The organism is Sneathiella marina, assembly GCF_023746535.1.
In the GTDB taxonomy this organism is placed as follows: Bacteria; Pseudomonadota; Alphaproteobacteria; order Sneathiellales; family Sneathiellaceae; genus Sneathiella; species Sneathiella marina.
In genome coordinates this window covers 2,197,970-2,213,606 of the sequence record NZ_CP098747.1, presented here as the reverse complement: position 1 = coordinate 2,213,606, position 15,637 = coordinate 2,197,970, and the positions used below count along the sequence as shown (strand labels likewise).

The following is a 15,637-nucleotide window of genomic DNA, read 5'->3' as shown; positions in this document are numbered from 1 at the left end:
GCTCAGTGTTTTCCCGATTTGAATGGACAATGGCATTGCGGTATTTGAGAGCCCGCCGGCAAGAAGGGTTTATCTCGGTTATTGCTCTGTTCTCTTTGTTGGGCATTGGCCTGGGCGTTGCAACCTTGATCATTGTGATGTCTGTCATGAACGGTTTTCGGGCAGAGCTTCTGGACAGAATACTCGGGCTGAATGGACATTATGAAATTCGAGCTCCTGAAGAAGCACCACTTGTTGATTTTGATGGCGTTATTGCCCGGCTGAAAGATGTTCCCGAAGTTGTGCGGGTTGCGCCTATTGTTGAAGGGCAGGTTATGGCTTCGGGCAAACAGGCCAGCGGAGCATTGGTGCGCGGCATGGCGCCAGAACAGTTGGAAAACCTGGATGTCCTGTCCTCGAATATCATAGATGGATCTCTGGATAGCTTCAGTGACAATAACTCGTTGTTAATTGGGTATCGCTTGGCCCGTACATTAGGGGTCAAAGCCGGAGATAAGCTGAAACTCATTTCGGCGCAGGGAACAGCGACCGCCTTCGGGACAATGCCGCGGGTAAAAACCTTCATTGTTGGTGGCTTGTTTGAAACAGGCATGTATGAATACGACAATGGCTATATTTACATGTCGCTCAATGCGGCCCAGACCTATTTTCGATTGGGCGACGGCGTCACGGCACTTGAGGTATTTGCGTCTGATCCGGATAGTGCACTCGAGGCGCGACGCGAGATCATTAATGCGGTCAATATAAGGGCGTATATTTACGATTGGCAGCAATCGCGGGCAAGTTTCTTCAATGCACTGCAAGTCGAACGGAACGTTATGTTTTTGATCCTGACATTGATCATCCTCGTTGCCGCTTTCAATATTATTTCCAGCCTTATTATGCTTGTTAAAGACAAGGGTAGGGATGTTGCCATTTTACGCACCATGGGAGCGACGCGTGGAATGATAATGCGGGTATTCTTTATTGCAGGGGCCAGTATCGGGGTTATCGGTACTGCGTTTGGTTTTGCCCTTGGACTAGGCTTCTGTGCGAACATAGATCGTATTAAAGGGCTGATAGAGGGATTAACGGGGGCAGAGCTATTCTCTGCCGAGATTTATTTCCTTTCCAACTTACCAGCTAAAATTGATCCCACTGAAGTGACAACTGTTGTGCTGATGGCGCTTGCGCTTTCTTTACTCGCGACAATTTATCCTTCTTGGCGGGCGGCTCGTCTCGATCCAGTAGAGGCGCTTCGTTATGAGTGATGCTGTCTTGAAACTTGTTGACGTTGGGCGCGTGTTCTCACAAGGGCATGAAGACCTTCTGGTGCTTGATCATGTGGCATTGGAAATTGCACCCGGAGAAATCGTTGCACTGTTGGGCCAATCCGGCTCAGGAAAATCTACCTTGCTTCAGATTGCCGGCCTGTTAGAACCGCCGACGACAGGATCTGTCTGGATTACTGGTGTTGATTGCAGCAACTCCAATGACAGTAAACGTACAGAAGTGAGACGCAATCAAATTGGGTTCGTATATCAGTTTCATCATTTGCTGCCCGAGTTTTCCGCCCTTGAAAATGTCATGATGCCAAACCTGATTGCCGGAGTGCCTAAATCGCTCGCTCGGGAAAAAGGGACGAAGCTGCTGACCCGCATGGGGTTACAGGACAGATTATCTCATCGTCCCGCAAAGCTGTCTGGTGGAGAGCAACAACGTGTTGCTATTGCACGTGCGTTAGCAAACGACCCTGTGCTCCTGCTCGCTGATGAGCCAACGGGAAATCTTGATGAGCAAACAGCGGAGTTAGTATTTCAGCAATTCTTAGATTTGGTACGGGATCAAAATGTCGGGGCCTTGGTTGCAACCCATAATACTGAACTGGCTGCGCGAATGGATAGAGTTATCCATGTTCGGGATCATCATCTTATTGAAGACGAATCTTCGATCTCATAGACAGAATTCAAGCTCATAAAAATAGTAGGTTTTCTTGCTCGAATAAAAAATATTATTCTGCTCATTGACAAAAGAACAAAACAAGAACATTATAAGCTCAACCATAAAGGAGCGAGTGATGAACATATACCAGATGATAAAAAGCGGATTTGAAACGGCAGCATTTGGTAGTGCTCTAGGCACGATGTTTTTTTGGGCGGAAATCGTTTCGAGTTTTACGAGCTGAAATACGGCGATGCAAAATTCCATGGCAGGAAGTTATCCACAAGATTTTGAGGTAAGGCGCATGTGAGGCCCTGACCTTTGGTGAAGGGTGTGCAATAGTGGGACGGCTGAAATCACTACTGGAGAATTTGCCCGTGCCTCAAACTGGGTCTGCACCCAATGCTCCTCACAATTTTGTTCATTTGCGATTGCATTCCGCGTATTCTCTCTCGGAAGGGGCTGTGCCGGTAAAAGATATTGTTAAGCTGTGCAAAACGAACAATATGCCCGCCGCTGCAATAACGGACACCAACAATATGTTTGGGGCATTGGAGTTTTCACTGGCAATGCAAGCGGGGGGTGTTCAGCCCATTCTTGGATGCCAAATCGCTCTTACCCGAAAGGATGCGGCAGATAGATCTGGTCGTAGACCAGAACCGGATCCGGTTGTTTTGTTGGCGCAAAACGAAACGGGTTATCATAATCTTCTGAAATTAACGTCTCATGCTTTTTTGAAAACTGATGCGGGCGATACAGCACAAGTCGACATTTCAGTATTAACCAGGCATGCAGAAGGCGTCATCTGTCTTACAGGCGGTGCTGAAGGCCCAATTGGGCGGCTTCTGGCAAACGATCAAATCGAAGATGCCGAGAAATATGTTGGCAACTTACAGGACATCTTCGATAACCGCTTATACGTTGAAATTCAACGCCACGGTTTAGCCGTTGAGCGGAAGACGGAGCCGGGTTTTCTGAAATTGGCCTACGAAATGGATATCCCGTTAGTTGCAACAAACGAGGTGTTTTTCCCAAATAAGGAAATGTACAGCGCCCATGATGCATTGATATGTATTGCTGACGGAAAATATGTCGGTGATTCAGATCGTATCAAAAGAACACCTGAACATTTCTTTAAGTCACAGGCTGATATGGCGTCCTTGTTCGAGGATTTACCTGAAGCTGTTTATAACACAATTGTTATTGCACAAAGATGTGCCGTTGCGTCGAAAAGGCATGATCCCATTCTGCCGACTTTTTCGTCTGCGGATGGACGCGATGAGGCAGCGGAGCTGGAGGCCCTTGCCAATAAGGGATTGCACATTCGGATGGAAAACGAAGTTTTTACAGCCGAAATGTCGGAAGATGAAAGGGCCGAGAAGAGTACGGAATATTTTGATCGTTTGAATTACGAAATTGGTGTCATCAATGAGATGGGGTTTCCGGGATATTTCCTTATTGTTTCGGACTTTATCCAATGGTCTAAGGAACATAATGTCCCGGTTGGGCCGGGGCGTGGTTCGGGTGCTGGCTCTGTTGTCGCATGGGCACTTACCATCACTGATCTTGACCCTTTAAGATTTGGATTGCTGTTTGAACGGTTTCTAAACCCTGAACGGGTGTCCATGCCGGATTTTGATATCGATTTCTGTCAGGACAAGCGGGAAAAAGTTATCCGTTATGTTCAGGATAAATACGGTCACCAGCAAGTGGCTCAAATTATCACATTCGGAAAGTTGCAGGCGAAAGCCGCTATCCGGGATGTTGGGCGTGTCCTGCAGATGCCCTATGGCCAGGTTGACAGGATTAGTAAGATGATTCCTGCCAATCCTGCAAACCCTGTCACATTGCAAGAAGCATTGGATACGGAACCCCGCCTGCGTGAAGAGCGTGCTGGAGATCCGGAAGTTGCCCGCTTGATCGAAATTGCTTTGCAGCTGGAAGGCTTGTACCGGCATGCCTCCACGCATGCGGCGGGCGTGGTCATTGGGGATCGGGAACTGGATGAGCTGGTACCGCTTTATCGGGATCCGCGTTCCGATATGCCGGTGACACAGTTTTCCATGAAATACGCAGAAGCGGCCGGATTGGTTAAGTTTGACTTCCTGGGCCTGAAGACACTGACCGTCCTGGATAGGGCGAAGGATTTGCTGGCCAAGCGGGGTATTGAAATTGATTATGCCAAAGTCCCGCTGGATGACCCGGCAACCTTTGATCTACTTTCAACCGGAAATACAATCGGCGTTTTCCAGCTTGAAAGTTCGGGCATGCGCGACATGCTGCGTAAAATGCGCCCTGACGCTTTCGAGGATATCATTGCGATCGTCGCACTCTATCGTCCGGGACCGATGGAGAACATTCCAACTTATATCCGCCGGAAACATGGGGAAGAAAAGCCGGATTACTTACATCCGCAGCTCAAATCCGTATTGGAAGAAACTTATGGTGTCATCATCTATCAGGAACAGGTGATGGAAATTGCCAGGACCCTGGCAGGATATAGTCTTGGCGATGCAGATTTGCTGCGCCGGGCCATGGGTAAGAAAATCCAATCCGAAATGGATGAGCAACGTTCTATTTTTGCCAAAGGCGCGAAAGAAAAGGGTGTGACGACGAAGGATGCCAGTCATATCTTTGATCTCGTGGCGAAATTTGCCAATTATGGTTTCAATAAATCCCACGCAGCGGCCTATGCACTTGTCTCTTATCACACTGCATATTTGAAGGCGAATTATCCGGTGGAATTCATGGCGGCGTCCATGAGTCTGGATTTAAACAATACCGACAAACTGAATATATTCCGGCAAGATCTGGATCGCATGAAGATCCCGGTGCATCCCCCTTGCCTGAATAACTCTGAGGTTGAATTTTCTGTGGAGTTTGAAGGCGACGTCGGCGCAGTGCGTTACGCTTTGGCGGCTGTCAAGAATGTTGGCCGTGAAGCCATGGCGGGTATTATTAGTGATCGTCAGAAAAACGGGCAGTACAAAGATCTGTTCGATTTTTCGAACCGTCTTAACCCGAGACATATGAATAAACGACAGGCAGAAAACTTATGCCGGGCAGGGGCGTTTGATGCACTGTCCGGTGATCGGGCACAGGTATTTGCGTCAATAGAAATGCTGCTTCGGCAAGCACAGCAAGCGGAACAGGAACGAGATTCCGGCCAAGTTAATTTATTTGGCGGCGAGACTGAAAGCGTTGTGGCGACACCGTTACTCCCAATTGTGTCACGCTGGACCACCATGGAACAGTTAAAGCAGGAGTTCGATGCGGTTGGCTTTTACTTATCCGGTCACCCCCTGGATGCCTGGGCGAAGACATTGGATAAAGTAGGTGTACGAAATTCTGCGGCATATGTTGCAAGTTTGGGCGTTTCGGAAAGTGCGGCTAAGCTCGCTGGCACAGTAATGGGAAAACGAGAATTACGAACCCGCAAGGGCAAACCTCTCGCTTTTGTTCAATTATCCGACAGCAGCGGAGCTTATGAAGTAACAATGTTTGCTGAAACGCTGGAAAGAAGCCGTGAACTTTTGGTTGTTGGGCAGTCTCTGGTTCTGAATGTGACAGGTAACCTTGATAACGAACAACCGAGACTTACAGTTCAGGGTATCCAGCGGCTTGAAACGATGGCCGCCAATATAACAGATGGTGTTCGGATTTTCGTGGATGACGATAAACCCATTGAACAGCTTGCTTCAGTTTTAAATGAAGGGGGCAAGGGACGAGGACGCGTGGCCATAGTGCTAAATATTGAGGCTGAAGCACGGGAGATTGAAATCGATCTTTCCAGTCACTTTAATATTTCTCCCGAGGTGAGGCAGGCATTGAAATTTGTGCCGGGAGTCATTGATGTTCATGATATTTAGGGAAATTTTCTGAATTGCTCTAATTTCCGTACGTTTTCGCTTGCAATCCCTGTTTTAGAAGCGTAATCACCATTCTGTTAAATTCGCACGTGGGTTCGGGTATTATTGTGTTGATAATTCCCATCCGGTGTTCGGGCAATGATGCTCAGGACCACTACTCACGGAGGCTCAACCGGAAAAGGAGATAGCAGAATGGCTCTGCCTACTTTTACTATGCGTCAGCTTTTGGAAGCTGGTGTACATTTTGGTCACCAATCCCGTCGCTGGAATCCGAAAATGGGTCCCTATATTTTCGGGTCTCGTAATAAAATCCACATTCTCGATTTGCAGCAAACAGTCCCCTTGTTGTATCAGGCGCTTAAAGTCGTTCGTGATACGGTTGCTGGCGGCGGCCGTGTGTTGTTTGTTGGTACGAAACGCCAGGCATCAGAAATTGTTGCAGACAGCGCAAAACAATGCGCCCAGTTCTATGTCAATCACCGCTGGCTCGGCGGCATGTTGACCAACTGGAAAACTGTTTCAAACTCAATCAAACAGCTTCGGAAGCTGGAAGAGCAGCTCTCTGGCGACGCCAGTGGGTTGACCAAAAAAGAAATCCTGAGGATGACACGTCAGCGCGACAAACTTGAACGCGCGTTGGGTGGTATTAAGGAAATGGGCGGCTTGCCGAATGTTATCGTCGTGATCGATACCAATAAGGAAGAGCTCGCGGTTCAGGAAGCAAACAAACTCGGTATACCGGTAATTGGCATTCTGGATAGCAATTCAAATCCTGATGGCATTACGTACCCGATCCCGGGAAATGACGACGCTTTGCGGGCGATCAACTTGTACTGCGATCTGTTTAAGCAAGCTGTAATCGATGGAATTTCTGTCGAAATGGCTGATCAAGGTGAAGATCTTGGCGCTGCTGAGACACCGATCATGGAAGAAGAAATTCCGGCGGAAGAAGCTGCAACTGAAGAAGTGGCAGCGGAAGAAGTTGTTGTCGCGGCAGCCGAGGAAACGGAAGCCGTTGAAACGGACGCAAAAGCTTCCTAAATAATCTGTTGCTCCGGACCCGTCATGGGATCGGGGCAATTGCCTTTATCACATTCTTATTACGTGAGGACTGAGTTATGGCTGCTATTACAGCTGGACTAGTGAAAGAACTCCGCATCAAGTCAGGTGCGGGCATGATGGATTGTAAAAAAGCACTGACTGAAACAGACGGCGATGTTGATGCTGCCATTGATTGGCTACGGACCAAAGGTCTGGCAACGGCTGCCAAGAAATCTGGCCGCGTCGCGGCTGAAGGGCTTGTCGCGGTTGTCTCCAGCGGAGCATCAGGCGCTGTAGTTGAAGTGAATGCAGAAACAGACTTTGTTGGCCGGAATGAGGACTTTCAGAGCCTTGTTACGAATATTGCACAAGTAGCTGCTGATACCGGAAGCGACATCGATGCGATTAAAGCTGCGAATTACCCAGGATCTTCAAACACTGTTGAAGAAAAACTGACATCTGCCATCTCAACAATTGGCGAAAACATGAATCTGCGCCGTGCAGAAAGGCTTTCTGTCGAAAGCGGTATTGTGGCGTCTTATGTGCACAATTCAGTTGCGGACGGATTAGGGAAAATCGGTATTTTGGTGGCCCTGGAAAGTGCTGGCGATTCGGCAGCTCTTGCGGTGCTGGGAAAACAGATAGCCATGCATGTAGCGGCAACAAGCCCGCAGTCAATCAGTGTTAATGACCTTGACCCGGCAGCTGTTGAGCGTGAGCGGGCTGTGCTATCTCAACAGGCACGGGAATCAGGAAAGCCGGAAGAAATTATCGGCAAAATGGTTGAAGGCCGTTTGAGCAAATTCTACAAAGACGTTGTTCTTCTGGAACAGACTTTTGTCGTTGATGGCGAAAATTCTGTGAAAGCAGCAATTGATCTTGTCGCCAAGGAAATTGGTAGCCCGATCGAAGTTGCCGGAATGGTTCGCTACTCTGTGGGCGAAGGCATTGAGAAGGAAGAAACTGATTTTGCAGCAGAAGTGGCCGCAGCAGTCAGCTAAAACCGAAAGCAGTATTGATATGGCGGCCCCGACCACGAGGCCGCCATATTTTTATGTCTAAATGAATGAGTGCGACCGAATTTTGAAGATAAAATCGTTCGCCTTTTAAAATTCTACTTTTTCTGTATGCTGTCATTCCGACGCCAGATTACCAACAGTATTCTTTGGGGAATAAAATGTCGAACACACCTCAGTATCGCCGGGTTTTGCTAAAATGTTCAGGAGAAGCGCTTTTAGGAAATCAGCAATACGGGATTGATGTAGAGACAGTTACACGGATTGCTGCAGATATAAAAGAAGCCCATGATATGGGTGTGGAGGTTTGTGTCGTAGTCGGGGGTGGTAATATCTTTCGCGGTGTGTCCGGTACAGCACAAGGTATGGATCGCTCAAGTGCCGACTACATGGGAATGATGGCGACGGTAATGAATGCTCTTGCGCTGCAAAATGCTATTGAACAGCAAGGCATGGATAGCCGGGTACTTTCAGCTATTCCTATGTCCGCTGTCTGCGAACCTTACATCCGTAGACGGGCAGAACGGCACCTCGAAAAAGGACGTGTTGTTATCTTTGCAGCTGGTACGGGAAACCCTTATTTCACAACGGACACTGCGGCGGCACTTCGCGCGGCCGAGATGAAATGCAATGCATTGCTAAAGGGGACAAATGTTGATGGTGTATATGACAAAGACCCGCAAAAACATGAAGATGCGAAAAGGTATGAGACACTTTCTCATCTTGAAGTTCTCGCGCAGGATCTTAAGGTAATGGACGCCGCTGCAATTTCGCTCGCCCGGGAAAATGCTATTCCTATTCTGGTTTTTTCCATTCAGGAAGAGGGATCTTTTGCGCGGGTCTTGAAAAAAGAAGGTTGTTTCACTGAAGTGATCTAAAGGGTATAAAGTCTGCCAGACGAAGAAGCGTTTTATTGAAGATTGTTCTTCAATAGTGAGGGAGAAAAAATATGGCCGCTGCAAATATGAAAGATTTGGAAAAACGCATGCAAGGTGCGTTAGACGCGTTAAAGCATGAATTTGCAGGCCTGCGAACGGGCCGCGCCCATGTGAGCTTGCTTGATTCCGTGATGGTCGAAAGCTATGGCGCGCAAATGCCAATTATTCAAATTGCTACTGTTAGTGCCCCAGAACCTCGCTCGTTATCGGTTCAGGTTTGGGATAAATCGAACGTAAAAGCCGCTGAAAAAGGCATTCGAAATGCAGGGCTTGGCTTGAACCCGGTAGTGGATGGTACAACGGTGCGTGTCCCCATTCCCGAACTCACCGAAGAAAGGCGTGCGGATTTGGCTAAAGTTGCCGGTACTTACTCGGAAAACGCAAAAATTGCTATTAGAAACGTTCGTCGTCACGGCATGGATGATGCGAAAAAAGCGGAAAAAGATGGGGAAGTTTCTAAGGACGAACTTAAAAAATCCGAAGACGAAATCCAAAAACTAACTGACGACTATGTCGCCTCTGCAGATAGCCTGCTCAGCGAAAAACAAGCGGAAATTATGCAGGTCTGATAAATGGACGCCGCAACCACCCAACAAATAGCCGACCCCAAGGTTCCGACTCACGTTGCCATTATCATGGATGGCAATGGGCGATGGGCGAAAAAAAGAGCACTTGGTCGGTTAAAAGGCCACGAAAAAGGTGCGGAAGCTGTTCGTGAAGCCCTGAAAGGCTGCAAGGATCTCGGGATACAATACCTTACTCTATTTGCATTCTCTTCAGAGAACTGGAGCAGGCCTCCCGAAGAAATAAGCCATTTGATGGGGCTGTTTCGGTATTTTTTCAAAAAAGAATTAAAGACGCTGCTGGAAACCGGTATTCGTGTAAAATTTATCGGTAATATTCAAAAATTACCCGAAGATATTCAACAACTTGCTAACCAGGTTGTGGAAGATAGCAAGTTGAATACAGAGCTTGTCCTAACAATCGCTCTGAGTTACGGCAGCCAGTCTGAGATAGCCGCCGCTGTTCGGAAAATTTCTGAAAGAGTGGAGGCGGGCGAGTTGAAGCCTGCCGACGTTACGGAAGATCTGATCCATCAAAATCTGGATACAGCTGATACTCCTGATCCAGATTTGCTCATTCGGACAAGCGGTGAGAAAAGACTGAGTAACTTTTTATTGTGGCAGAGTGCTTATACTGAGTTGATATTCCTCGATGTGCTATGGCCGGATTTTACGCGAAGTGATCTTGAAGACGCTGTCGCCGAATATGCAGGCCGCTGTCGTCGTTTCGGGGCGCTGTAGTGCCCGATAGCAGATATTCTTCATTGCAGCTGCGGGTGATGTCTGCGTGTGTTCTGGCGCCAATTGCAATTGGCGCTCTTTACTTTGGTGGATTATATTTTGCTGTTTTTCTAGGATTGGCGTCGATTGCCATGAGCTATGAGTGGTGCATGGCATCAATATCAGCACGGCAGGTTCTTTTTACTATTGTAATGGTCATAACGGTGTTGGTGTCACTCTGGTTCTCCTACTATTCCGCTTTATCTCAAGCGATTACGGCACTTATTTGCGGTGCGGCTGTAATGGCGCTTATGGGGTCAGTATTCAAACAAGGTGCAGATCTGATATGGCTCTCTTTAGGCCCTTTTTGTATTGGCCTGCCGGTGGCGTCACTTCTAATCATACGTAATGAACCAGATGTGGGCTTTGCGCTTGCAATGACATTGTTTTTTGTTATTTGGGCAACTGATATTGGAGCCTACTTTTCTGGAAAAACCATTGGTGGTCCGAAAATCGCGCCTTCGATCAGCCCTAATAAAACTTGGGCGGGCCTCTTCGGCGGAATGATAGCGGCCATGATAACGGCCTACGGAATGGTGTATTTCTTGATTAATGCCGAAATTGCCCCATTTGGAATATTATTACTTGGAGGCGCTTCCGCTATTCTTGCCCAAGCCGGAGATTTTTCCGAGTCAGCGTGGAAAAGGAAATTTGGGATAAAGGATGCGAGCAACTTAATTCCAGGCCATGGCGGCGTTCTCGATCGGCTGGATGGTGTTTTGTTCGTTGCGCCTGGCCTGATGATATTGTTGCTTCTTACGAGTGGAAATTAAAATGATCTCAAGTATGAGTGCCAAGGAATTCTCTCGAAAGCCAAAAAATGGGCCTCGGCGTGTAAGTATATTTGGCTCGACAGGGTCCGTAGGGATTAACACACTTGAATTAATATCGGATTCTATTGAAGAATTTCAGGTGGAAGTACTTACCGCGAATGAAAACGTTTCCTTACTAGCAGAGCAAGCAAGAGCAGTGGGAGCAAAATTAGCAGTCGTTGCTAACGAAGCTTACTATGGGCAATTGAAAGATCTGCTGGACGACACTGAGATTGAAATTGCGGCGGGACAAGATGCACTAACTTTGGCTGGGTCCAGAGAAGTGGACTGGGTAATGGCCGCCATCGTTGGTGCCGCAGGGCTGGCGCCGACCTTAGCTGCTATTCAAACAGGAGCCATTATCGCGCTTGCAAATAAGGAATCATTGGTTTGCGGTGGTGCGCTTGTTCTGGATAATGTTAGAAAATATGGAGCGACACTCCTACCTGTAGATAGTGAACATAACGCGATATTCCAGGTTCTTGATTTTAATCAACTCAATAATGTCAGTCGGCTAATTTTGACTGCTTCTGGCGGTCCTTTTCTCGATCTCGATTATGAAGAGATGAGGCTTGTTTCCCGGGAACAGGCTCTGGCACATCCAAATTGGGATATGGGAGCGAAAATTTCAATTGATAGCGCTACGATGATGAACAAAGGTCTTGAGCTCATAGAGGCTGCCCATTTATTTCCCATTCCGCCAGATCAGATTGACATATTGGTGCACCCTCAATCAATTATCCATAGCATGGTAGAATATAAAGATGGATCCGTTTTGTCTCAAATGGGCTCACCCGATATGAAGACACCAATCTCTTACACTTTAGGTTGGCCGGACCGCCATCCATTCACAGCAGATCGGCTAGATCTCGCAAAAATAGGGTCTTTAACTTTTCTTAATCCAGATCCAATAAGATTTCCAGCATTGAATCTGGCAAGAAATGCGTTGAAAACTGGAAAATCTGCACCAACGATACTAAATGCAGCTAACGAGTTAGCAGTAGAGGGGTTTCTTGAGGGAAAACTTGGGTTTTTGGATATTTGTTCCGTGGTCGAAGAAACTTTGCAACAAAGTAAGATTATTGAGCTTAATTCCATTGAAGAAATAATTGACGCTGATCGATCAGGCAGGGCACTGGCGCGCTCGATTGTCAAACAATTTGCGTAATAAACGAACGGATACACGGTAAAGCATTATGAATTTCATCATTGATAATTGGATTTATATTCCGGCCTTTGTTGTCGTGATAACAGTTCTCGTTTTCGTTCATGAATATGGCCATTATAAAATTGCGCGCATTTGCGGCGTCAAAGTAGACGAATTTTCGATCGGTTTTGGCCCTGAAATATTTGGCAGAGTTGATAAAAATGGATGTCGCTGGAAGGTTGGCTACATCCCGTTTGGTGGGTATGTCAAATTTCATGGTGATGCGGGTGTTGCAAGCAACGCCGCATCTGATGTTGAAGAAATTTCTGAAGAAGAAAAGAATGTAAGTTTTCACCATAAGCCACTCTATCAAAGGGCCGCTGTTGTAATCGCCGGACCTGCCGCGAATTTTCTTTTCGCTATCGCCGCTCTTGCAATTCTCTTTATGGCTTTAGGTCAGGCCCAAACGCCGCCCGTTGCCGGCGAAATCGTACCAGATAGCGCAGCAGCAGCAGCAGGTATGGAGCCCGGTGATAGAGTAATTTCTGTTGATGGAGTCGAAATTGACAGCTTCGAACAGCTTCGACGCACGGTTGTCATTGGATTGGATGAACCACTACAGATGAAGATTGATCGTGACGGCACAATTATTCCGATCCCGATTACGCCTAAAATTGTGTTGCAGACAGATGCAGATGGAAATGTTCAGAAAATCGGACAGCTTGGAATTAAATCCACGGGACGCGAATTTGTAAGGCATGGTCCAATAAGTGCGCTTGTCAGTGCGGTTGATCAAACCTTGTTTATTACGACGGCGACATTCAAGGGTGTCGGTCAGATGATTAGCGGGACACGGGACGTTGCTGAACTTAGTGGACCATTGGGCATTCTCAAAATGTCTGGCGATGCCGCAAAACGTGGTGAAGACATTACAGATAAAGCGCTATCTCTTTTTAACTTCATGATTTTTGTTTCCATCAGCCTTGGGCTGATTAATTTGTTCCCGATTCCCATGTTGGATGGTGGTCATTTGGTTTTCTACATTTATGAAGCGATTGTAGGGAAGCCAATGAATCCGAAAGCCATGGATTATAGCTTCAGGATTGGCTTGTCACTCGTGCTAATGCTGATGGTTTTTGCGACCTGGAATGATATTAACAAACCTTGGGTAAAAGATTTTTTCACCGGCCTGTTTTCCTAGAGGCAAAGGTCTGATAAAACATATGCAAAATTAGTCTAGAGTTTCCTCTCCGGGGTTAAGAATTTGCGTGTGATCTTATTAATTGCGCTGTTTGCGTTGACGACGTTGACGGTTGCAGCAACAACGGGAAAAGTGACGCACGCTCAATCGTCTTCTATCATCTCTGAAATTCGTATAAATGGTAACCAGCGAATAGAAGACAGCACCGTGAAGTCCTATCTTTTAGTGACAGAAGGAAACCCTTATGACCGGGGGCGTGTGGATAAGTCCTTAAAGTCTCTGTTTAATACTGGCTTGTTTGCTGATGTCTCCATTCGGCAAGAAGGCTCGGTATTGATTGTGGATGTTGTTGAAAACCCCATTATTAATCGTCTGGCGTTCGAGGGAAACCGAAGTCTTGAAGACGATGTGCTTTCTGCGGAAATCCAGCTTAGGCCACGTATAGTATATACCCGCGCGCGCGTCCAAAATGATGTTCAGCGACTTATCACGGTATATCGTCGGAGCGGTCGATTTGCAGCGACAGTTGAGCCAAAAGTGATTTTACTTCCGGAAAATCGCGTTGATTTGGTTTTTGAGATAAATGAAGGGGAACAGACGGGCATTAAGAAAATACGGTTCCTGGGTAACAAGATTTATAGCGATAGCAAACTTCTAAGTCAGATTTCGACGGAAGAAACACGCTGGTATAATTTTCTTTCAGATTCCGATACGTATGACCCTGATCGCTTGACTTTTGATAGGGAGTTGCTCCGGAAATATTATCTGTCGAAAGGATATGCAGATTTTAGAGTTGTTTCTGCTATTGCCGAACTTACTCCTGATCGGGATGGATTCTTCATTACTTTCGCGGTTGAAGAGGGCCCTAGATATGATTTTGGCAAAATTGAAATCAAATCTGAAATCAAGGACATACAGCCGGAAATTTTGATGGAGTTTGTCACAACCATTGAAGGCGAGTCTTACAATGCCGACAAAATTGAAACCAGTGTCCAGAAACTCAGTTTTGAACTCGGAAAACTTGGTTATGCCTTTGTAAATGTACGTCCACAGGTTTCGCGCAATCGAGAAGCGCTAACAATTGGACTTGTGTATGAAATTCGAAAAAGCCCGCGTGTTTACGTCGAAAAAATAAACATCACAGGCAATGTACGTACTCTTGACTATGTTATTCGTCGGGAGTTTGAACTGGCGGAAGGGGATGCCTTTAACACAGCTTTGTTGCAAAAGTCGCGTTCGCGCATTCGAGGCTTGAATTTCTTTGAAAAAGCGGAAGTTTCGCAAGAAGAAGGGTCCGCGCCAGACAAGACCATCATTAATGTAGATGTTCAGGAAAAATCGACAGGTGAGCTTAGTGTTGGTGCGGGTTTCTCGACCACGGATTCCGTCTCTGCTGATTTGCAAATTCGCGAGCGAAACTTGCTAGGTAAAGGTCAGGATTTGCGACTGGGTATTTCGTTCGGCGCCTCCAGTCAACAAATTGACCTTGGGTTTACAGAACCCTATTTTCTTGATCGTGATTTAAGCGCGGGATTCGATATATTCAGTACTAAGCGAGATCTACAGGATGAAAGTGGCTATGATCTTGAAAGGCTTGGACTCATCCTGCGCACAGGTTTTCCAATAAAAGAAAATATTCGAGGTAATATCAGTTACAGCCTGGTAAATGAGAAAATTGATAATTTGACCGGCGGAGCATCGACTGTAATTCGAAAATCAGAAGGTGAATATCTTATCTCCTCCATCGGGTATGATATAACAATAAGTGATTTGGATGATACATTGTTTCCAACGACTGGTAGCAAGTGGGTATTCGGCAATAGGCTTTCTGGACTCGGTGGGGATGTACGTTCACTCGAGACAACGGCAAGTTACATACGATTTTTCCCGGTCTATGAAAATGATGTCGTATTTAGCACTGGGGTGAGTGGTGGCCACATTGTAGGCTTGGGTGAAGACGTTATAATTTTGCAGCGATTTAACGCCGGTGGACGAAATTTTAGAGGGTTTGAAAACCGCGGTATTGGACCTCGTGATTTAGCAAGTAGTGATGCCCTCGGAGGAAATATATATGTCATCGGGTCAGCAGAGCTTCGCTTTCCGCTCGGTCTCCCACAGGAATATGGTGTTTTAGGTAGAACTTTTGTTGATGTGGGAACGTTAACCGGAATCGATGATAATGACCCAGGAATTGCGGACAGTGGGAGCATCCGCGCTTCGGCCGGCTTTGGCCTGAACTGGGTATCACCTTTCGGTCCGATTCAAATTAATATTGCCTATCCATTCCTGAAAGAAGAGTATGATAAAGACGAAATTTTCGCACTTGATTTTGGAACTCGGTTTTAGGAGA

General features: G+C 46.7%; 12 protein-coding genes. All 12 read left to right on the top strand.

Translation table 11 applies throughout. The features are described 5' to 3' along the window. Positions 1 to 29: 29 nt before the first annotated feature. The 12 genes from NBZ79_RS10530 (at position 30) to bamA (ending at position 15,633) form a co-directional block, all read left to right on the top strand. Entirely contained in the window at positions 30 to 1,250 is a 1,221-nt protein-coding gene (locus NBZ79_RS10530) for a lipoprotein-releasing ABC transporter permease subunit (protein ID WP_251932381.1), read from the top strand. After that, positions 1,243 to 1,938, top strand: coding sequence for an ABC transporter ATP-binding protein (locus NBZ79_RS10525; protein WP_251932380.1), 696 nt, complete (start codon positions 1,243 to 1,245; stop codon positions 1,936 to 1,938). Before NBZ79_RS10530 ends, NBZ79_RS10525 begins: the two co-directional genes overlap by 8 nt. 446 nt (positions 1,939 to 2,384) lie before the next feature. Further along, complete coding sequence (dnaE, locus tag NBZ79_RS10520; RefSeq protein ID WP_251932379.1) at positions 2,385 to 5,789, top strand: DNA polymerase III subunit alpha; 3,405 nt, start codon at positions 2,385 to 2,387, stop codon at positions 5,787 to 5,789. Positions 5,790 to 5,981: 192 nt separating this feature from the next. Beyond that, the gene (rpsB, locus tag NBZ79_RS10515; protein ID WP_338056112.1) at positions 5,982 to 6,830 is read left to right on the top strand and encodes a 30S ribosomal protein S2; all 849 of its coding nucleotides are present in this window, start codon (positions 5,982 to 5,984) and stop codon (positions 6,828 to 6,830) included. A gap of 77 nt (positions 6,831 to 6,907) precedes the next feature. Beyond that, positions 6,908 to 7,831: a translation elongation factor Ts gene (tsf, locus tag NBZ79_RS10510; RefSeq protein ID WP_251932378.1), complete on the top strand. Its 924-nt coding sequence runs from the start codon at positions 6,908 to 6,910 to the stop codon at positions 7,829 to 7,831. Between the two features lie 176 nt (positions 7,832 to 8,007). After that, positions 8,008 to 8,724: a UMP kinase gene (gene pyrH, locus NBZ79_RS10505; RefSeq protein WP_251932377.1), complete on the top strand. Its 717-nt coding sequence runs from the start codon at positions 8,008 to 8,010 to the stop codon at positions 8,722 to 8,724. 71 nt (positions 8,725 to 8,795) lie between these two features. Further along, positions 8,796 to 9,353, top strand: a complete 558-nt coding sequence (frr, locus tag NBZ79_RS10500) for a ribosome recycling factor (RefSeq protein WP_251932376.1) — start codon at positions 8,796 to 8,798, stop codon at positions 9,351 to 9,353. Positions 9,354 to 9,356: 3 nt separating this feature from the next. After that, positions 9,357 to 10,088, top strand: a complete 732-nt coding sequence (locus NBZ79_RS10495) for an isoprenyl transferase (protein ID WP_251932374.1) — start codon at positions 9,357 to 9,359, stop codon at positions 10,086 to 10,088. Further along, positions 10,088 to 10,900 carry a phosphatidate cytidylyltransferase gene (locus tag NBZ79_RS10490; RefSeq protein ID WP_251932373.1) on the top strand — a complete coding sequence of 271 codons (813 nt, stop codon included), beginning with the start codon at positions 10,088 to 10,090 and terminating at the stop codon, positions 10,898 to 10,900. The genes NBZ79_RS10495 and NBZ79_RS10490 overlap by 1 nt, the downstream gene beginning before the upstream one ends. Before the next feature lies 1 nt (position 10,901). Further along, on the top strand, positions 10,902 to 12,107 hold the full coding sequence (gene dxr, locus NBZ79_RS10485; RefSeq protein ID WP_251932371.1) for a 1-deoxy-D-xylulose-5-phosphate reductoisomerase: 1,206 nt from the start codon (positions 10,902 to 10,904) through the stop codon (positions 12,105 to 12,107). Positions 12,108 to 12,135: 28 nt separating this feature from the next. Next, a complete protein-coding gene (gene rseP, locus NBZ79_RS10480) occupies positions 12,136 to 13,287 on the top strand; it encodes an RIP metalloprotease RseP (RefSeq protein ID WP_251932370.1) in 1,152 nt (383 codons plus the stop codon). 69 nt (positions 13,288 to 13,356) lie between these two features. Then, on the top strand, positions 13,357 to 15,633 hold the full coding sequence (gene bamA, locus NBZ79_RS10475) for an outer membrane protein assembly factor BamA (protein ID WP_251932369.1): 2,277 nt from the start codon (positions 13,357 to 13,359) through the stop codon (positions 15,631 to 15,633). Positions 15,634 to 15,637: the final 4 nt, after the last annotated feature.